This window comes from Nonomuraea sp. NPDC049725 (assembly GCF_040674795.1).
GTDB classification, from domain to species: Bacteria; Actinomycetota; Actinomycetes; order Streptosporangiales; family Streptosporangiaceae; genus Nonomuraea; species Nonomuraea ceibae.
Genome location: NZ_JBFANJ010000024.1, coordinates 81956 through 101598 on the forward strand (window position 1 = coordinate 81956; position 19643 = coordinate 101598).

Annotated in this window: 14 protein-coding genes; 3 read left to right on the forward strand and 11 right to left on the reverse strand. The window is 75.7% G+C overall.

Annotated features, from left to right (window positions below):
• Positions 1-9 precede the first annotated feature (9 nt).
• From AB0J53_RS40775 to AB0J53_RS40790, 4 genes are read right to left on the reverse strand one after another with little or no spacing between them, the layout of a single operon-like run.
• The gene (locus AB0J53_RS40775) at positions 10-396 is read right to left on the reverse strand and encodes a VOC family protein (protein ID WP_357591061.1); all 387 of its coding nucleotides are present in this window, start codon (positions 394-396) and stop codon (positions 10-12) included.
• The gene (locus AB0J53_RS40780) at positions 393-686 is read right to left on the reverse strand and encodes a metalloregulator ArsR/SmtB family transcription factor (protein WP_364182618.1); all 294 of its coding nucleotides are present in this window, start codon (positions 684-686) and stop codon (positions 393-395) included. The genes AB0J53_RS40775 and AB0J53_RS40780 overlap by 4 nt, the downstream gene beginning before the upstream one ends.
• A gap of 41 nt (positions 687-727) precedes the next feature.
• Positions 728-1378, reverse strand: coding sequence for a response regulator transcription factor (locus AB0J53_RS40785; RefSeq protein WP_364182724.1), 651 nt, complete (start codon positions 1376-1378; stop codon positions 728-730).
• Positions 1379-1383: 5 nt separating this feature from the next.
• Complete coding sequence (locus AB0J53_RS40790; RefSeq protein ID WP_364182621.1) at positions 1384-2493, reverse strand: histidine kinase; 1110 nt, start codon at positions 2491-2493, stop codon at positions 1384-1386.
• 112 nt (positions 2494-2605) lie between these two features.
• Here AB0J53_RS40790 and AB0J53_RS40795 point away from each other — a divergent pair, with 112 nt between their 5' ends.
• Together AB0J53_RS40795 and AB0J53_RS40800 are read left to right on the forward strand one after the other, a co-directional pair.
• Entirely contained in the window at positions 2606-3541 is a 936-nt protein-coding gene (locus AB0J53_RS40795; protein ID WP_364182624.1) for an ABC transporter ATP-binding protein, read from the forward strand.
• Positions 3538-4302, forward strand: a complete 765-nt coding sequence (locus tag AB0J53_RS40800; RefSeq protein WP_364182627.1) for an ABC transporter permease — start codon at positions 3538-3540, stop codon at positions 4300-4302. The genes AB0J53_RS40795 and AB0J53_RS40800 overlap by 4 nt, the downstream gene beginning before the upstream one ends.
• Positions 4303-4307: 5 nt before the next feature.
• Here AB0J53_RS40800 and AB0J53_RS40805 read toward each other — a convergent pair whose 3' ends face one another.
• Together AB0J53_RS40805 and AB0J53_RS40810 are read right to left on the reverse strand one after the other, a co-directional pair.
• Positions 4308-5315, reverse strand: coding sequence for an endonuclease/exonuclease/phosphatase family protein (locus tag AB0J53_RS40805; protein WP_364182630.1), 1008 nt, complete (start codon positions 5313-5315; stop codon positions 4308-4310).
• A gap of 64 nt (positions 5316-5379) precedes the next feature.
• Entirely contained in the window at positions 5380-6297 is a 918-nt protein-coding gene (locus AB0J53_RS40810; protein WP_364182633.1) for a family 16 glycosylhydrolase, read from the reverse strand.
• Positions 6298-6430: 133 nt separating this feature from the next.
• Between AB0J53_RS40810 and AB0J53_RS40815 the strand changes: the two genes are divergently transcribed.
• Positions 6431-6901, forward strand: coding sequence for a TspO/MBR family protein (locus AB0J53_RS40815; RefSeq protein WP_219510109.1), 471 nt, complete (start codon positions 6431-6433; stop codon positions 6899-6901).
• Between the two features lie 9 nt (positions 6902-6910).
• Here AB0J53_RS40815 and AB0J53_RS40820 read toward each other — a convergent pair whose 3' ends face one another.
• The 5 genes from AB0J53_RS40820 to AB0J53_RS40840 are packed head-to-tail and all read right to left on the reverse strand — an operon-like array spanning position 6911 to position 19578.
• Positions 6911-7831 (reverse strand): alpha/beta fold hydrolase, encoded by a 921-nt coding sequence (locus AB0J53_RS40820; protein ID WP_364182636.1) that lies wholly within the window; start codon positions 7829-7831, stop codon positions 6911-6913.
• Entirely contained in the window at positions 7828-8799 is a 972-nt protein-coding gene (locus AB0J53_RS40825; RefSeq protein ID WP_364182639.1) for an NAD-dependent epimerase/dehydratase family protein, read from the reverse strand. The genes AB0J53_RS40820 and AB0J53_RS40825 overlap by 4 nt, the downstream gene beginning before the upstream one ends.
• Positions 8796-10469 carry a fatty acid CoA ligase family protein gene (locus AB0J53_RS40830; protein WP_364182642.1) on the reverse strand — a complete coding sequence of 558 codons (1674 nt, stop codon included), beginning with the start codon at positions 10467-10469 and terminating at the stop codon, positions 8796-8798. Before AB0J53_RS40830 ends, AB0J53_RS40825 begins: the two co-directional genes overlap by 4 nt.
• Complete coding sequence (locus AB0J53_RS40835) at positions 10463-11482, reverse strand: 3-oxoacyl-[acyl-carrier-protein] synthase III C-terminal domain-containing protein (RefSeq protein ID WP_219510115.1); 1020 nt, start codon at positions 11480-11482, stop codon at positions 10463-10465. The genes AB0J53_RS40830 and AB0J53_RS40835 overlap by 7 nt, the downstream gene beginning before the upstream one ends.
• An 11-nt stretch (positions 11483-11493) precedes the next feature.
• Positions 11494-19578 carry an SDR family NAD(P)-dependent oxidoreductase gene (locus AB0J53_RS40840; RefSeq protein ID WP_364182646.1) on the reverse strand — a complete coding sequence of 2695 codons (8085 nt, stop codon included), beginning with the start codon at positions 19576-19578 and terminating at the stop codon, positions 11494-11496.
• Positions 19579-19643: the final 65 nt, after the last annotated feature.

Consider the following 19643-nt stretch of genomic DNA (forward strand, 5'->3'; position numbering starts at 1 on the left):
GGCGCGGGGCTACTTGCTGTGCGCGATCTGGATGAGGTTGCCGCAGGTGTCGTCCAGGACGGCCGTGGTGACCGGGCCCATCTCCAGGGGCTCCTGGGTGAAGGTGACGCCGAGCGCGCGCAGCCGTTCGAACTCGGCGGTCACGTCGTCCACGGCGAACGACGCGGCGGGGATGCCGTCGGCGGCCAGCGCCGCCTTGTAGGGCTTCACGGCGGGGTGGCCGTCGGGCTCCAGCAGCAGCTCGGTCCCGTCGGGCGCCTCGGGCGAGACGACGGTGAGCCAGCGGTCCTCGCCCAGCGGCACGTCGTTCTTCTTCACGAAGCCGAGCACGTCGGTGTAGAAGCGCAGCGCCTTCTCCTGGTCGTCGACGAAGACGCTCGTCAGGTGGATCCTCATGGGTTCTCCTCAGGTGTGCGGGGCTTGAGCCATCGGGTCATGGCGCGCTCAAGCGGTTCGGTGTCGAGGTCGTGGAACTTGTAGCGGCCCTGGCGGCGCGTCCGGACCAGGCCGGCCGACTCCAGGACGGCCAGATGCTGGCTGATCGCCTGGCGGGTCAGGCCCGATCCGTGCTCGGTCACCAGGCGCGCGCAGATCTCGAACAGCGTCTGGCCGTCCCGTTGCACCAGCGCGTCGAGGATGCGCCGGCGGGTGGGATCGGCCAGAGCCTTGAAGACATCATCCGCCATGCGCCCCACAATAGGCAAGTCGCCACTTGCCTATCAAGCGGTCAGCCGAGGAGGTCGGCGTGCAGGGCGCGCAGCACCGCGTTCGTCCGGTCGCGCGCCCCCAGCTTGAGCAGCACGGTCGAGACGTGGTTCTTGACCGTGCCCTCGGCCAGGAACAGCGCCTGCGCGATCTCCCGGTTGCTGTAGCCCTCCGCGACCAGCCGCAGCACCTCCAGCTCCCGCTCGGTGAGCGGCTGGACGGCGGGCAGGCCGGTCCCGTCCGGCGGACGGCGGCGGCGCACCGCCCGCATGAGCCGGTCGGTGATCGACGGCGAGATCAGCGTCCCCCCTCCGGCCAGCACCCGGATGGCCCCGGTCAGCCGCTCCAGCGTCACGTCCTTCAGCAGGTAGCCGCCCGCGCCCGCGCGCATCGCGTCCAGCACGAGCGTGTCGTCGTCGAACGTGGTCAGCACGAGCACCGGCGGCGCGCCGCCCGCCCGCTCGCGCAGCGCGTCGAGCGTCCAGAGGCCGTCGTGACGCGGCATGCGCAGGTCGAGCAGGACGACGTCCGGGGCGTGCTCCTCGATCGCCGCCAGCGCCGCCATGCCGTCGTCGGCCTCCCCGGCCACCTCGATGTCCTCGGTCAGGTCGAGGAGGCTGCGGATGCCCTGCCGGACCAGCGTCTGGTCGTCGACGACGATCACCCGGATCATCCCGGTCACCGCCCCGGCACCGTGGCGGTCACGCGGAACCCGGAGCTGCCGTCGAACCGCACCTGGCCGCCCACGGCGTCGACGCGCTCGCGCAGGCCGCGCAGCCCGTTGCCGAGCCGCAGCAGCGGGCTGCCGCGCCCGTCGTCGGCCGAGGTGAGCCGGACGCCCCCGTCGGGCGCGCTCTCGATCCGGACGCGCAGCGAGGTCGCCCCGGCGTGCCGGATCGTGTTGGTGACGATCTCCTGCACGACGCGGACGAGCGTCAGCGTCACCTCCTCGCAGGGCCGCACGTCGTCGTCGATCCGCAGGTCGACGTCCAGCCCGGGGATGTCACGCACCACGGCGCGCAGCGACGCGCGCAGCTCGGGGGCGTCGGCGCGGAGCCGGCCCACGGTGGCGCGCACGTCGCTCAGCAGCGTGCGGGCCACCGCGTCGGCGCGTTCGACATGGGCGCGGGCGGCGGCGCCCTCCTGGTGGCGGGCGACCTCCAGCTCCAGCGTGAGGGCGGTGAGCTGGTGCCCCATGAGGTCGTGCAGCTCGCGGGAGATGCGCAGCCGTTCGTGGGCGCGGGCGGTGTCGGCCAGGATGACGCTCGCCGCGCGCAGCTCGACGTGCGCCTCGGCCAGCTCGCGGCGCATCCGCTGCTCCCGGAGGATCGACAGCGAGCTGAGCAGCCCCGCCACCTGGATCAGCAGGTAGAGCAGCGTCTGCAGGCCGATCGAGGCGGCATCGGCGCCGGCCAGGCCCGCGGTCACGGCGATGACGACGCTGTTGAGCGCGATCACCGCCGGGGCGGCCCAGGGCGGGGCCACGTACGCGCCCATGGTCGCGGTGCAGACCAGCAGGATCGGCAGCCATCCGGCGTTCGGCGCGGTCAGCAGCGTCAGCCAGCCCAGCACGATCGACGCGCCGTAGCAGGCCCGCGACAGCAGGGGGCGGCTGTCCTCCCAGAGCGCGGCGCCCATCAGCGTGGCCAGCAGGAGCGCGAACTGCACCCCCCACACCGGCAGCGGGACGCGCGTCCCGGCCGCGCCGAGCAGCGTCGGGCTGCCCACCGCGACACACACCAGCAGCATCGCCAGGCCCGCCCACGTGTCCGGCTCGATTCGCCGCATGACGCCACTGTAATGGCGACTCCCGGCAGTCCGGGGGTGCCGAAAGTCATGGCCGCCGATGCTGACGATCGGCACAGGCGCCGGCCGACGGCCCCCGCCTAACGTCCGGGACATGCCATCAACGCCCGCCGTCGAGGCGGAACGACTGCACAAGCGCTACGGGCCCAAGGTCGCCGTCGAGGACGTCAGCCTGACGATCGACGCCGGGGAGATCTTCGGCATCCTCGGACGCAACGGGGCAGGCAAGACGACCACCGTGGAGCTGATCGCCGGGCTGCGGCGGCCCGACCGCGGCGCCGTCCGCGTCCTCGGCCTGGACGCCCGGCGCGACCGGGCCCGGCTGCGCCAGGTCCTCGGCGTCCAGTTGCAGGACGCCACCCTGCACGCCGCGCTCACCGTGTCCGAGCTGGTCCGCCTGTACGCGACCTTCTACCGCGACCCGGTGCCGGCCGGGGAGCTGATCGAGTCGGTCGGCCTGACCGCCTCGGCCCGCAACCGGTTCGAGAGCCTGTCCGGCGGCCAGCAGCAGCGGCTGTCGATCGCGCTCGCCCTCGTCGGGCGGCCCCGCGTGGTGATCCTCGACGAGCTCACCACCGGGCTCGACCCCGAGGCGCGCCGCCAGATGTGGTCCACCGTCGAGCGGATGCGCGACTCCGGCGTGACCATCCTGCTCGTCAGCCACGCGATGGAGGAGGTCGAGCGGCTGTGCGACCGGGTCGCGCTGCTCGACGCGGGCCGGGTCGTCGCCCTCGGCTCGCCTGCCGGGCTCGTCGAACGCGCCGGATTCGCCCAGCGGATCACCTTCCACGCGGCGACGCCCGTACCGGAGGGCCTGCTGGAAGGACTTCCCGGCGTCGAGCGGGTGCGCGCCGACGGCGGCCGGGTCGTCGTCGAGGGGCACGGTGAGCTGCTGCAGGCCGTCAGCGTCGCGCTCGTGCGCGCCGGCGTCGTGGCCACCGAGACCCGCAGCGAGCGGGCCGGGCTGGAGGACGCGTTCGTCGCGCTGACCGGGCACCGGCTCGGCGCCGAGGAGGAGGACGCCCGATGACCGACGTCACCGCGCACCGGCCGGGCCCGCGCGCCTTCGCCACGCTGCTGGTCTGCGAGCTCAAGATGGTGGCCCGCGACACCGCCGGGCTGATCGTGCCGATCGGCCTGCCGATGCTCATCCTGGTGATGAACGCCTCCGCCGCCGGGGGTCAGAGCGTCGGCAACGGCCGCACCGCGCTCGACGTGTACGTGCTGCCGCTGGTGTTCACGATGGTCGCGGCCACCACCGGCGTCGTCAACATGCCGAGCTTCCTGGCCTACTACCGGCGCAGCGGCATCCTGCGCCGCCTCGGCGTGACGCCCGCCTCGCCGCTGATGGTGCTGGTCGCGCAGGCGGCGGTCGGGGTGGCGCAGATCGCCGTGGGCATCGCCGCCGCCTGGGTGCTCGCCCTGGCGGCCTTCGGCGCGAACCCGCCCGTGCGCGCGGGCGCCGCTGTCGGCGTGCTGGCGCTGATGGTGGCCGCCATGTACGCCACCGGGCTGATCGTCGCGGCGCTGTCGCCCACGCCGAACTCCGCCGTGGCGATCGGCCTGACCCTGTTCTTCCTGCTGGGGGCCACCGGCGGCATGTTCGGCGGGCGCGACAGCCTGCCGGGACCGGTCGCCGCGGTGGGGGAGTGGCTGCCGTTCGGCGCCGGGGTCGAGGCGCTGTCGGCCGCCTGGGCGGGCGCCCCGGTGCAGGGCGCCCACCTGATCGGCCTGGCCGGCTGCGTCGTCGTGGGGACGGCCGTCGCCTCAGCCTTCTTCCGCTGGGACTGACCCGCTCACGGCTTGCTGAGCTTGATGAGGAGGGCGTCGTGGTCGGTGTGCGTCATCCCGAACGTGGAGCGGCCGGTGAAGGCGAAATCGTTGCTGAAGATCACGTGCTGGACGTCGCCGTCGCCCTTGCGGACGTTGCCCGCGGGCACGCACTTCTGGACGTTCTCCGGGTCGGAGGTGTCGTACTCCAGGTTGAAGTCACCGCCGACGACCGTCTTGCCGGAGATGCCCTCCTCCGACCTGATGTACGGCACGGCGTCGAACATCAGCGCCCGGCACTGCGCCAGCGCGATCGCCTCGCTCGCCGCGCTCAGGTGGGTGGCGCACGACAGATGGTCGCCGATCGCGTACGCGCAGGCGAACGTGCGCACCTCGTTGCCGCTGTCCTGCGTCGTGTACTGGCCGGCCCAGCCTTCGGCCCCCTGCCACAGGTCCGCGGGGACCCGGCCGAGCACCGCGTTGCCGTACGTGCCGCCGTTCGTGCAGGTGATCGGCTGGCCGGTGGCCTTGTTGAGCGCCGGCTGGAAGACGGAGTACGTCCAGTCGTCCGGCCACGCCTCGGCCAGCGACGGCTGCAGGTAGTCCGGCAGGTCGACGGAGCAGATCTCGTTCAGCGTCACCAGGTCGGGGGCCAGCACGTAGATCAGGTCGCCGCCCTCGAAGACGGCCTGCCCGTCGGCATAGCAGGCGGCCTTGCCGCTGTTGCACAGGTTGAGCTGGAGCTCGTGGAACGCCCGCGCGGCCCGCGCCCGCTGCGGCGAGGCGGTCCTGGCCGTGCCGCCGCGGGCCTTCGCGGTCAGCTCCGCGGCCTTGGCGCCCATCGGCGGGAGGCTCGTGACGGCCAGCGGCTCCACCTTCACGGGCGCGGCCCCGGCGGCGCCTGCGGCGCCCGGCGAGGTCATGGCGAGGACCAGCGCGGACGCCGCCGTCAGGGCGGTCGCCAGGCGGCGGGCCAGTCGGCGGGCCGGTCGGCGGGCCGGTCGGCGGGCCGGTCGGCGGTGTGCGAGTTTCACGAGCACTTCCTCCATCTGTCGTGTGACGTGGCGGGAAATGACGGTGATGATCGGACCGGTGCCGCTACCAGGCGCGGGTGCGCCCCGCCCACACGTTGCGGGCGCGCAGCAGGGTGTCGCCGGTGGGCCCCGGTAGCTGGCCGGCCCAGCCGGCGTCGCCGGGCCCGTCCAGCCCGGAGGCGTACGAGCCCATCTGCAGGTTGATGATGAGGCGCTGCGGGACGCCGGCCCAGTTCCTGCCCCGGTGGGTGGCCACCCACGTGCCGTCGAGGTAGTAGTCGATCATGACGTCGGGGCCCTGCTTGTACATCCACACCCGGTACGTGTGCCAGGCCGCCGGGTCGGCGACGGGGACCTTCGCCCGGGTGACGAAGTGGTCGCCGCCGGACTCTTCGCCCTCGTCGCCGCTGGAGGTCTTGTTCCAGGTGTTGAAGAGGTTCGTGGAGTCGCCCACGTACTCCAGGATGTCGCTCTCCGGCGGCCACGCCGGCCACTCGCCGGTCGTCCAGAACGCCGGCCAGACGCCCGGCCCGGTCTGCGCGCTGAACTCGCCCTCGATGTCGTACTCGGGGAACTGGTCGTCGACCAGGATCAGCTCCTTGGCGTGGACGGCGCCCGAGCGGTACCAGAGCGGGGCGTGCGGCGCGTGGGGGCTGGTGCCCTGCGCCGCCGCGAGCCGGGTCGCCGTCAGGGTGAGCACGCCTCCCGACAGCGCGATCTGGTCGGCGTGCATCAGCGCGGCGCCGTTGTGCGTGTCCGCGTCGCCGTCCCACGGGTAGAGGCGGTTCCACTCCTGGTCGAACGCGGCCCAGCTGCCGAAGGAGGACTTCTCGATGATGTTCTCCCACGTCGCCCCGGCGCGGCGGGGCCGGGGGCCGGGTGGCGAGGCGGCGGCCCGCGCCCCGGTGGGGAGGGCGGCCAGCCCCAGGGACAGGCCGCAGACGGTCAGGAGCCGACGCCGGTCGATGCCACGCTCAGCCATGGTGCCCTTCACCGGGGGTCAGTGATCATGGTCAACCGGCCTAAGTATGCCCCAGGATGTGAGGTTCCGCGAGAGGGGGATCGCCGGCCCCTGACCGAGGTGCGGGAGCGCGGTCCGAGGGCAGGAGGTCGCCATGAAAGGGAAACTCCTGCTGAAGACCGCACTCGGGGTCACCGCCGCCGCCGTCGCCGGAACGCTCGCCACCGACGCGCGCTCCGCCTGGTACCGGCGGCTGGCGAAACCGTCGTGGCAGCCCCCGCCGCAGGCGTTCGGCCTGGTGTGGACGCCCCTGTACGGGCTCATCACCTACGCCGGCGTCCGGGCCCTGTCGAACGGGAGAGAGGAGGACCGGCGGGCGTTCCGCGGCGCGCTGGCCGCCAACCTGCTCCTCAACGCCGCCTGGCCGGCCCTGTTCTTCCGGGCGCACGCCCCGCGCGCGGCGCTCGCCGAGATCGCCGTGCTGAACGCCTCCAACGCGCTGCTCGTCCGCCGGGGCTGGACGGCCGACCGCCGCGCCGGGCTGCTCCTGCTGCCCTACGCCGGATGGACGCTGTTCGCCACCGCGCTCAACGCCGCCATCGCCCGCAAGAACCCCGGAGCCTGAACAGCCGGGTCAGGCGGACCCGGTCAGGAACGCGCGGATCTCGGGGACCAGCTCCTCGTGCGCGTCCTCCAGCACGTAGTGCCCGGCCCGGGGGAAGACGCGCACCCGGGCCGCGGGCAGGCGGCGGCGCCACTCGGCCAGCACGGCCGGGTCGAACACCGGGTCGCGCAGCCCCCATCCGACGAACGCGGGCAGCCCGGCGAACAGGTCCAGCCGCCGGGCGGTCCCCTCCAGCAGCGGCCACGCCGGATCGCCCGGCCGCAGCGGGATGTCGTGCACGAACCGCTGCACGGCCACCCGGTGCGCGGGCCGGTCGTACGGGGCCAGGAAGGCCGCCCGCACGTGCGCGGGCATGCGGCGGCGCACGCCGAGCGGACGCCAGGTGGCGGCCCGCGCGAACAGGTTGTGCCGCAGGAACAGCCGCGCCCCCAGCCGGGTGCGGCGCAGCACCCACAGCGGTGCCCGCAGCGGCAGCCGGACCCGCTCGCCGTGCGGGTTCGGGAAGGCCGCCGTGTTGAGGATGACCAGGCGGGCGACCCGGCCCGGATGGCGGCAGGCCCACGCCATGCCGATCGGCCCGCCCCAGTCGTGCATGACCAGCGTCCACCCCCGGCCGGGCGCGCCCCGGCGGGCGATGAGATGCCCCACCAGCGCGTCCAGGTCGTCGACGCGCGAGGCGAGCGTGTGCTCGTACTCCTCGGCGGACGGCTTGTCCGACAGGCCCATGCCGAGATGGTCCGGCGCCACGCAGCGGAACCGGTCCCGCAGCGCCGCGACCGGCCGCCGCCACAGGTAGCTCCAGGACGGGTTGCCGTGCACGAACAGCACCGGCGGCCCCGCCCCCTCGTCCACGTAGTGCTGGCGCAGCCCGCCCCGGGACGGATGCGCGTACCAGTGGGACGTGAACGGGTAGCCGGGGAACCGGGTCACGGGGCCTCCGAGAGGTGCGCGGCCAGGCGGGCCAGCCCGTCGGCCATGCTCACGCGCGGCCGGTAGCCGAGGTCGCGGCGCGCGGCCGAGATGTCGAACCAGTGCGCGGTCGACGCCTGCTCCACCAGGAACCGGGTGAGCGGCGGCTCCCAGCCGTCCCGCACCCCGGCCAGCCGCTCCAGGACGAAGGCCGCCGCCCGCGCCGCCCGGACCGGCAGCCGCCGCCGCACCGGCGGCAGCCCGGCCGCCGCCAGCAGCGCGTTCACCCACTCGCCGAAGCCGCACGGCTCGCCCTGCGTGACGAAGTACGCCCGCCCGCACAGCGGCGACCCGGGCCGCAGCCGGTCCAGGGCCAGCACGCAGGCGTCCGCCGCGTTGTCCACGTAGACGGTGTCGATCGTCCGGTCCTCGCGGCCCAGCAGCCACAGCCGCCGCCGGTTCGCCACGAACCCGGGCAGGAAGTGCGGATCGCCCGGCCCCCAGACCAGGTGCGGGCGCAGCGCCACGGCCGGGACGGGCCCCGCCAGCACGATCCGCTCGGCCATCGCCTTCGTGCGCGGGTAGGCGGCGGTGAAGCGGGTGGCGTACGGGACGGACTCGTCGACGCCCTCCAGGTCGCGCCCGTCGTGGACGACGCTCGGCGACGACACGTGCACCAGCCGCGCGCCGCCGGCCGCGCACGCGTCCAGCACGTTGCGGGTGCCGTCCACGTTGACCTCGCGGAAGTCCCGGTACGCGCCGTACGCCCCCGTCATGGCCGCGCAGTGCACCACGGCCTCGCAGCCGTCCACGGCGGCGCGCACGGCGGCCGGGTCGCGGACGTCGGCCAGGCGCTGGGTGACGCCGAGCGCGTCCAGCCCGGCGTGCCGGCGGCGGTGCAGGGCGCGCACGGTGTCGCCGCGCCCGGCCAGGAGGCGGCACACGGCCAGACCGAGGAAGCCGCCGCCCCCGGTCACCAGGACGTTCACAGCCGCCGCCCGGCCCAGACGCCGAGCAGATCGCGGCGGATCTTGCTGTTGTGCCGGGCGTCCACCGGGAACCGCGGATGCGCCAGCACGTCCCGCAGCCCCGCCGTGGCCGGGTGCCGCGCGGCCTCCGCCAGCAGCGCGGCCCGTGCCGCGCCGGGCCGGACGCCGTCCTCGGGCTCCACCACGAGCACCGGGCGCGGCCCCGCGCCCACCAGCGCGACCCGGCGCGCCCCCGGCGTCCCCGCCAGCAGCGTTTCCACGTGGTCGGGGTAGAGGTCGCCGCCCGGCGCGCGGACGCGCTCGGACCTGCGGCCCGCGAACCACAGCCGGCCGTCCTCGTCCAGCCGGCCCAGATCGCCCATCCGGTGCCAGACCCGGTCGCCGTCCGCGATCCTGGCCAGGGCGGTCGCGTGGGGATCGTCCAGGTACGGGTCGCTGACGGCCGGGGAGGAGACCACGATCTCGCCGACGGCGCCGGGCGGCGCCACCAGGTCGTCGTCCCACCGAGCGATCGGGTCATCGGTGACGCCGATGACCCGGACCTCGACCCCCGGCAGCGGCACGCCCAGGCAGGTGCCCATCCCCGGGTGCGCGGCCAGCGCCGCCGTCAGCTCACGCCCCTCGATCGCGGCCACGGGCAGGCACTCGGTCGCCCCGTACACCGACAGCACCCGCGCCCCGCCGGGCAGGCAGGCGCGCACGCGCTCCAGCGTCGGCAGCGACAGCGGCGCGCCCGCCACGGCCACCGTGTCCAGCGAGCCGAGCACCAGCCCCCGGGCCGCGCAGTGCCGGGCCAGCCGGTCCAGCAGCGCGGGCGCGGCGAACGCCGCCGACACCCGGTAGCGGCGGATGTCCTCGGCCAGCGCCGCCGGGTCGAACCGCAGCGGGTGGCGCGGGTCCAGGTCGGGCAGCACGGCGGTCGCGCCGAGCGCCGCCGCCCCCAGCGCGAACGGGACGAACGTCGACAGGACGGACGCGCCCGCGCGGGCGACGTCCAGCCCGGCGAGCAGGTCGAGCTGCGCCGTCAGATGCCGGTGCCGCAACGGCACCCCCTTCGGCGGGCCGGTCGACCCGGACGTGTACGCGATCAGCGCCAGATCATCGGGCCCGGGCGCGGGAGCGGTGGCAATGGCGGTGGCGCGGGCGGTGGCGCGGTCGTTGGCTCGGGCGGTGGCACGGTCGTTGGCACGGGCCTCGGCTCGGGCGGTGGCTCGGAGGCCGTCGAGGGTCGGGCCCGGCCAGAACCGGCGCGGCCCGACCGTGATCGTGACGCGGCTGGTGCGCCGCGCCCAGCCCAGCGCCAGCCGGGCCGCCTGGGCGAGCGGCACGCCGATGAACGCCTCCGGCTCCGCCCGCGCCAGGCACCGCCGCACCGCCGCCCACGGCAGCCCCGGATCGACCATGACCGGCACCGCCCCCAGCCGCAGCAGCGACAGCGCCAGCACGCCGAGCTCCACGCCCGGGAACACCAGCAGCACCGTCCGCATGCCCGGACGCACCCCGGCGAGCGCCAGCGCGGCCGTCGTCTCCCGCACCGCCTCGGCCGTCTCCGCGTAGCTGACCGCGTGCGGCGCCCGCCCGCCCACCTGGCAGGCGACCGCGTCCGGCCGGTCGGCGGCCCACCGCTCGGCCCGCGTGACCAGCTCGCTCACCGGCGCCGGCGTCACCACCGCACCACCACCGTGCCGGCGCTGAACCCGCTCGCCAGCCCGACGAGCGCCACCAGGTCGCCGCGCCGCACCCGCCCCGAGGCGACCGCCTGGGCGAGCTGGACCGGCAGCGTCGCCGCCACCAGGTTGCCGTGCTGGGCGATGGTGACGACCACCTTGCCCTGCGGGATCCCGACGTGGTCGCAGAACTTCCACAGCGCGGGCAGCGACGCCTGGTGCACGCACACGGCGGCGAAGTCGTCCCAGGTGAGGCCGAGCGCGGCGAGCGGGTCGGTGAAGACGGCGTGGTCGGTCGCCTCGATGCCGCGCACCAGCTCGACGGCGTCGACGGTGAGCGGCCGGATGACCGGCCAGTCGGACGCCGGGTCGGAGGTCAGGTTGAGCAGCGGCACGGTGGCGGCGTCCCACCCGAGCGACTGGGCGGCGAACCGGTGGCCGAGCACGCCCGGCTCCACCGAGGGCTCCAGCAGCAGCGCGGCCCCGGCGTCCGACACCGTGTAGGCGGCGGCGATCGTCAGGAACTCGTCGGCCCCGGACAGCGTCCACGGCATGAACGCGGTCGGCAGCTCGCCACAGCAGATCAGCACCCGCCGGTGGCGACCCGTGACGATGAGCGCCTCGGCCACCTGGATCGCGTTCAGCACGCTGTTGCAGGCGTTGCGCACGTCGAACACCGGGCAGCCGGCGCCCAGCTTCGCCGCCACGATGTGCGCGGTCGCCGGTTCGATGAGGTCGATGGTCACCCCCGCGTAGACAAGCAGGTCGAGGTCGCGCGCGTGCAGGTCGTGCTCGGCCAGCAGCGCGCGGGCCGCGTGCGCGGCCAGGTCGGACGGCATCTCGTGCGGCGGCGCGACATGCCTGCGCCGCACCCCGCTGGCCTTGTGGATCACGCTCCGGGGCAGGTCCATCCCCGGGTTTCGGGCGGCGAGCCGGTCCTCCAGCTCGGCCGTGGTCATCGTGGTCTCGGGCAGGTGGGCGGCCACTCCGGCCACCCGGGCGTGAACGGCGGTCATGCGCCTCCTCCTCAGGAAGCCGGGCGCGAGGCCTGCAGCCCCAGGTGGAGGAGCACCGTGCGGGCGATGTCACTGACGGTCCCGGCCCCGCGGATCAGCTCCATCGGCGGGATGTCCACCGCGAACGCGTGCCGCATCGACAGCAGGAGCTGCGTGGCCATCAGCGAGTCGAGGCCGTACTCGTCCAGCCGCCGGTCCGGGTCGATGTCGGCGGCCGGGACCAGCAGCACCGACGACAGCAGCTCGGTGATCTGCTCGACGACGTACGCGTGCGCCTCCTCGGCGTCCATCAGGGCCAGCTTCCCCAGCAGGTCCTCGACGTCGGGGGCCTGGTCGGCGCCGGGCGGCAGCACCGCCGACAGCCACGGCCGCCGCAGCCCCGGGAGCGCCTGGCGCAGCCTGGCCCAGTCGCAGCGGCCGATCACGGCCACGTCGGAGCCGTCGGCCAGCATGTCGTCCACGGCGGCCAGCGCCACGGCCGGGTCCATGGAGCCGATGCCGAGCCTGGCCAGCGCCTCCGCCTGGGTGCCGTGCGCCAGCACGCCGGTGCCGGCCAGCGCGCCCAGGCACACCGCGAGCGCGGGCAGGCCCCTGGCCCGCCGCCGCCTGGCCAGCGCCTCCAGGAACAGGTTCGCCGACACGTACGGCGACTGCCCGATGTTGCCGATCGTCGTCAGCGACGAGTACAGCACGAACGCCTCCAGCGGCAACCCCGCCGTGAGCTCGTCCAGCACCAGCGCGCCGGCGATCTTCGGCCGCAGGACCTCCCGGAACCGGTCGTCGGACAGGTCCGCGAGCGCGGCGTCGTCGAGCGTCATGGCGGCGTGCACGACGCCGCGCACCGGGTGCCCGGCCTCGTCGAGCTCGCGCAGCACGCGGGCCACGGCGTCGCGGTCGGCGACGTCGGCCGCGTGCGCCGTGGCCTCCGCGCCGAGCCCGCGCAGCTCCTCCAGCAGCGCGTCCGCCTCCGGCGTGGCCGCGCCGCGCCTGCTGACCAGCGCCAGCCGCCGCACCCCCGCCCCCGCCAGGCGCCGCGCGGTCTCCGCGCCGAACCCGCTGAGACCACCCGTGATCAGGTACGTGCCCGAGCCCCGCCGCACGGCGGGACGGAAGCGCACCAGACCCGGCTCGTCCCGCGGATCCAGCGAGACCACGACCTTCCCGATGTGCCGGGAATGCCGCATGAGCGCGAACGCGTCCGCCACCCGTTCCGCCGGGAACACCGTGTGCGGCAGCGGACGCATGTCCGTCACCGTCAGGAGCGTTGCCATGTGCTCGGCCATCAGCGCCGGGTCCTTCCACATGAGCGTGCCCACGTCCACGCCGTAGAACGCGATGTTGTCCCCGAAGGGCCGCAGCGCCAGATGCCGGCTCTCGTAGATGTCGCGCTTGCCCAGCTCGACGAAGCGCCCCCCGTGCCGCAGGCACTCCAGGCTCCGGCTCACGGCCTCCCCGGCCAGCGAGTTCAGCACGATGTCCACGCCCCGGCCGCGGGTCAGCTCCCGCACCTGCTCGGCGAAGCGCAGGCTCCGCGAGTCCAGCACGTGCGCCGCCCCCAGCGCACGCAGCAGGTCCCGCTTGGCCTCGCTGCCCGCCGTCGCGATCACGTGCGCCCCGGCCGCCCGCGCGTACTCCAGCGCCGCCAGCCCGACCCCGCCCGCGCCGCCGTGCACCAGCACCGTCTCGCCCGCCCGGATCCTCGCGCAGTGATGCAGCGCGTGATGAACGGTCGAGTACGGCATCGGCAGCGTGGCCGCCCCGGCGAAACCGAGTTCGTCCGCGATGCGGATGGCCGTCCACTCCTCGATCACCGCATGGCTGCCGAACCCCACCGGCCCGGCCGCCGCCACCCGGTCCCCCGGCCGCAACCGCGTCACCCCAGGCCCCACGGCCACGACCGTCCCGGCGCACTCCAGGCCCAGCTCGTGCCCGCCGAACACCGCCTCCACGGCCTCCGACGGCAGCAGGCCCACCGCGAACATGACGTCCCGGTAGTTCAGCCCGATCGCCCCCACCTCGACCAGCGCCTGCCCCGGGCCCGGCTCCGGCCGCGCGGTCCGCTCCCACACGAGCTCGTACGCCAGCCCCGGATCCCGCACCGCAAGCCGGTAAGCGTCCCCAGCGGCCGTCCGCACGGCCGGCGGCGCCGACCGCACCAGCCGAGGCGTGAACCGCCCCGCCCGCGCCAGGAGGATCTCGTCGTCGTCGCCCGGCTCCAGCAGCTCCGCCGCCAGCCGCTCCGCGTCCCGGCGCGCGTCGCCGCCCCGGTGCAGGCACACCCGCCGGGCGTCCAGCCGCGGCTGCTCGTTCCCCAGCGACCGCACCGTCCCCCACGTGGCCGCGTCCTCCGCGTGCACCTCCCCGCCCTCCGGCTCAGGCAGCGCCCCGCACGGCCGGGCCACCAGCCACAACCGCACCGGCAGGCTCTGCGGCAGCTCCTCACAGGCCACCGCCAGCCCCCGAAGCACCCCCGCCCGCCGTACGACCCGCCCCACAACCTCATGCGGCACGCCGACATCCAGCGCCCCGCCACCCTCGGCCGGCCCGGCGGCCTCTCGCGGCGCACCGCCGTCCGACGGCGTGACGACCCCCTGCGGGGCGCCGACGTCCTCCAGCGGTGCGCCGCCCTCCGGGGGTGTGGTGGCGGACCGCGGCTCGGTGGCGTCTGAGGGCGCGGGGGCGTCCGGTTCGGCAGGCTCGCCCAGGATCAGGGCGTACGTGATCCTGTCGGCTGTGGAGGCGTGGGCGGCCCAGACGGCGGGGTCGTCGCCGGGAGGGGCCACCACCGCCTGGCCGCCACGCTCCCGCAGCAGCGCCGCGAGCTCGGCGACCACCGGGTCGCCGGCATCCTCCGCGATGAGGACCCAGGTGCCCTCAGCCCCGCCGTCAGGCAGCGCCGCCCGGTCCGCGGACGCGCCGGCGGGGGAGGTCGCGAGCAGCACCGAGAAGCCGCCCACCTCAAAGTCCTCCTCGGGCCCGGCCCGCACCACATCGGCGCAGCCCGCCTCGGCCAGCAACTCCGCCCACTGCCGCGCGGACCGCGTCGGCGCGTCCGGCGGCGCGTCCCGGAACTCCGGCGTCAGCTCCGGCAGCGGCAACGGCGGCCCCTCCCGGTGCGGCACCGCCGCGAGCAGCTTCCCGCCGGGCGCGAGCAGCCGCCCCAGCCCGCGCAGCGCCCCGGCCACGTCCCGGGCCGCATGCAGGCACCCACCCGCCACCACCAGGTCGAACACGCCTTCCGCATACCCCTGCTCGCCCGGGTCCACGTCCAGGTCGAGCAGCCCGAACTCGACGACGTCCGCCCCGGACAGCCGCTGCCGCAGCCGGGCCAGCGCCGGTTCCGCCACGTCGGTGACGGTGTAGCGGGTCCGGTCGACCGGCAGGACCGGCAGCAGCGCCGCCGTGGTGCCGCCGGTGCCCGCCCCCACCTCCAGCACGCGCAGCGGCCGATCCACCGGCCACCCCTGGACGACCTGCTCGACCAGGGCCCGCGCGATCCGGTTCGCGAACAGGCTCACCGGCCCGATGTCGTGATACTGCTCCAGCAGGTCGGCGGCCCCGTCCGCGCCGAGCACGTCGGCCGCCTCGACCTCCCCGGCCAGCACCTCCCGCAGCCGCGTCGCGGCCCGCACCGCCAGCGCCGTCTGCGCCGGGAACGCCGCCCCCGCCTCCACCAGCCTCCGCAGGTCCGGCGCACCCCCGACCAGGCTTACGCTCCCGTCGCCGTGCCGCTCCAGCACCCCGTACCGCTCCAGCAGCGGCAACGCCGCCCGCACCAGCTCCCGATGCCGCGGCTCCCGGCATACGGCGACCAGCCCCTCCACGTCCAGCCCCCCGCCGCCCGGCCGGCTCGCGCCGGTCGGCCGGTTCCCGGTGGGCGACGCGCCCCCGGCGGCCGGCGCGCTCTCGATGGTCGGCTCGCTCTCGGTGGCCGGTACGTTCTCGGCGGCCGGTTCGGCTTCGCCGGTGGTCAAGGCCGCCAGCGCCGCGGCGAGGGCGTGGGCGGAGGTCTCCTCCAGGAGGGCCGCGTACGCCGGATAGCGCAGGTCCCGCCAGGCCGAGTGCGCTTCGGCCAGCCGGTCGGCCGCGCCGGCGAGCAGCGCGGCCGGAGAGGGGCCCGGCCAGGCGGCGGCGGGGTCGGTGGGGCGGGGGGCCGCGCGCAGCTCGACGTGGTAGCGCTCGGGCCGGGTCGTGTGGGTGCCCGGCATGCGGCGCAGCCGGACGCCGTCCATCTCGGCCGCCACCCGGCCGTCCGTCCCGGTGATCGTGATGTCCCAGCACACCTCCTCCAGGCTGCTGGAGCGTTCCCGTACGTGCAGGAAGCCCTCCGGGTCCGGCCTGCCCCACACGCGGACCGCGCCGATCGCCGCGGGCATGTAGCCGGTGCCGTCCACCAGCAGGTCGACCAGCCACAGCACGCCCGCCTGGAGGGCGCTGTCGAGCAGCACCGGGTGCGCCTCGTAGCGCTCGTCCTGCTGGTCCGGGCAGGTGTACGCGCCCAGCACCTCACCCGGCGCCTGCCACAGCCCCGTGAGCACCCGGAACGTCGGCCCCCACGCCATCCGCCCCTCGGCCGCCCGCGCGTAGTAGGCGGGCACGTCGATGGGCTCGGCGACGCGGGCGCGCAGCTCGGCCAGGTTGAGCGGCGGCGGGGCGGTACGCAGCAGCGGCCGCACCCGCGCCCGGAAGTGCTCGCGCGAATGCTGCCCGCGCCGATTCGTGCTCGACACGGTGATCATGCCCGTCTCCGCGGACAGCGACGTCTGCACGCAGACCGGCTCCCCGCTCGGGGGCGGCACCACCAGGGCGCGGGTGATGCTCGCCCGGTCGATCTCGACCGCGTCGGCCGCCTCCGGGATCGCGTGCCGCCCGGCGGCCAGCGCCATTTCCAGGTAGCCGGTCGCGGGCATCACGGCGGCCCCGGCCGCCCGGTGGTCGTTCACCCACGGCACCCGTACCTGGTCGATCTCCCCGTACCAGGACGGTTCGAGCGTCGGCAGCCGCTGGCCCAGCAGCGGGTGCACGATCGCCGGGTCGCCGATGGAGCGCGCCCAGCTCAGCGGGCCGCCGGTCCAGTGCCGCTGCCGCTGCCACGGGTAGGCGGGCAGCGACCGCACCACGCCGGGGCGCGGGAAGTACCGGTCCCAGTCGATCTCACCCCCGGCCGCCACGACCCCCGCCACCGCCGCCCCGACCGCCGCCGGCCCCCCGGCCACCACAGCCCCGGCTGCCACCCTCACCGGAGCATCCGTGGCGAGGGTTTCCCCCGGGCCGCCCGCCGGAGCGGGCTGCGCGCCGTCTGCCGGGGCGGCTTCCGTACCGTCGGCCGGGGCCTCGTTCACGTGGCCCGCCGGGGACTCGTCCGCTGCCCTGGCGTGAGCGTCTGCCGCGCCGTCTGCCTGAGGGTCCTCCGACTCGCTTGCTGGGGACTCCTCCGCGCCGCCCACCGGAGCGCCGTCCGCGCCGCCCGCCGTGGCGTCCTCCGTTCCAACGGCCGGAGCGTTCTCCGTTCCGGGGGCGGGGGTGGCCTCCGTGGCGGTCGCCGGCGGGCGGTGGAGGGTGGGGATGAGGGCGGTGCGGGTGTGGGCGGCGGCGGAGAGGCGGCGCAGGTAGGAGCGGAGCACCGGGTGGGGCCCGACCTCCACCAGCACGTCGAACCCGTCGGCGAGCACCCGGTCCACCGCCTCCGCGAACCGCACGGGCCGCCGTACGTTCTGCCACCAGTACGTGGCGTCGAGCTCCTCGCCGGTCAGCGTCTCGCCCGAGACCGTCGACACCATGGGGATGCGCGCCCGAGACGGCCGCAGCCCCTCCAGCGCCGCGCAGAGCGGTTCGCGTACGGCGTCCATGGCGGCGCTGTGGAACGGATACTCCACGTCCAGCTCGCGGTAGAAGACCTCGCGCGCCGCCAGGTCCTCGCCCAGCAGCTTGAGCGCGCTCTGGGGCCCGGCGACGGTCACGTCCCGGGCGGTGTTGACGGCGGCGACCTCCACGCCGGGGTAGCCGGCCAGGAGCTGCCGGGCCTCGGCCTCGGGCAGCCCGACGGCCGCCATCCGGCCCTGGCCGCGCGTCGCCGACTGCGCCAGCCCGCGGGCGGCGATCACCCGCGCCGCCTGGGCGGCCGACAGCGCGCCGGAGGTGTACGCGGCGGCGACCTCGCCGACGCTGTGCCCCAGCACCGCCCCGGCCCGTACGCCCGCCGCCTCCAGCATCGCCGCCACCCCGGCCTGCACCGCGAACAGCAGCGGCTGGGCCACCTCGGTCGCCGACAGCCGCCACCGGTCCGGCGGCAGCTCCAGCTCGCGCAGCACCGACCAGCCGAGCCGGTCGGCCAGCTCGCCGTCGACGGCCTCGACGGCCTGCCGGAACGCGGGTTCGCCGAGCAGGTCGGCGCCCATCCCGGCCCACTGCGACCCGTTGCCGCAGAACACCAGGGCGACCCGCCCGTGCTCCACGGCCTCGCCGGTGACCGCCTTGGGCGCCGATTCGCCCGTCCGGGCCTCGTCCCCGGTCGCGTACAGCCTGGACAGGCCGCCCGCCGCCTCCGCGGGGGAGGCGGCGAGCACGACGGCGCGGTGCCGGTGCAGGCCGCGGCGGCGCGCGGCGGTGTAGGCGACGTCGTAGAAGCCGTCCTCGCCGACCGTCTCCAGGTGCGCGGCGGCGCGCGCGACGGCCTCCGTCAGCGCGCCGCCGGAGCGCGCGGACACGACGACGGGCACCGGGACGGCCCCCTCCACCCGCCCCGGCACCCCGGACGCCCCCTCCGACGACGACCCCACCGATGGCGGCGCGGCGACGGCCACGTGTACGTTCGCGCCGCCGAACCCGAACGAGTTCACCCCCACGACCGTCCGTCCGCCCGTCTCGGGCAGCGGGCGCGGCTCGGTGACGATGCTCAGCCCGAGCCCGTCGAAGTCGATGGCGGGGTTCGGCACCGAGGCGTGCAGGGACGCCGGGATCGTCCGGTGCCGCAGCACGAGCAGGGCCTTGAACAGTCCCGGCATGCCGGAGGCGGGCTCCAGGTGGCCGAGGTTCGTCTTGACCGAGCCGATCGGCAGCGGGCCGCCCGACCGGGCCGTGCCGAGCGCCCGTCCCAGCGCGCCGCACTCGGCGGGGTCGCCGGCCTGCGTGCCGGTGCCGTGGGCCTCCACGTACGCGACCTCGTCGGGGTCGACGCCGGCCTTCCAGTACACCTGCCGCAGCAGCGCCTCCTGCGCCTCGGTGCTCGGCAGCGCCAGCCCCATCGTGCGGCCGTCGTTGTTGGCGGCGGCGCCGACGATGACGCCGTGCACCCGGTCGCCGTCGGCGAGCGCGTCGTCCAGCAGCTTGAGCACGACCACGCCGCCGCCCTCGGCCCGGACGAACCCGTCGGCGTCGGCCGAGAACGCCCGGCACCGCCCGGTCGGCGACAGCATCGCCGCCTGGCTGAACCCGATGAACCCCATCGGGTTGAGCAGCACGTTCACGCCGCCGGCCAGCGCCGTGCTGGCGGAGCCGTCGGCCAGCGCCCGGCAGGCCCGCTCGACCGCCTGCAACGCCGACGAGCACGCGGTGTCGATGCTCATGCTGGGCCCGCGCAGGTCGAACGCGTGCGAGAGCCGGTTCGCGGCGATGGACAGCGCCATGCCGGACATCGTGTACGGGCCCATCCCGCCGGGTTCGAGCGCCTGCAGCACCCCGTACGACGGGTCGGAGACGCCGACGAACACGCCCGTGTCGCCGCCCGCCAGGCGGGCCGGGTCGATGCCGGCGTCGTCGAACGCCTCGGCCGCCATCTCCAGCAGCAGCCGCTGCTGCGGGTCCATCGAGGCGGCCTCCTTGGGGGAGATCCCGAAGTAGGCGGCGTCGAAGCCGGTGACGCCGTCGAGGAAGCCGCCGGCCCGGGTGTAGCTGCGGTCGAGGCGCGGGATGGACTCGTCGACGTACCGGTCGGCCTCGAAGCGGTCCGGCGGCACGGTGCCGACCAGATCGTCGCCGCGCAGCAGCGCCTGCCACAGTCCGTCGAGGTCGCGGATGCCGCCGGGGAGCCGGCACCCCACGCCCACGATCGCCACCGCCTGGCGCGGCCACGCCTGCCCGTTCCCGCCTGCGCTCATTCCGTCACCCTTCCGCTCGTCCGCGACCCCATGGCACCACAGCCGTACGTGACCGAATAGCGACT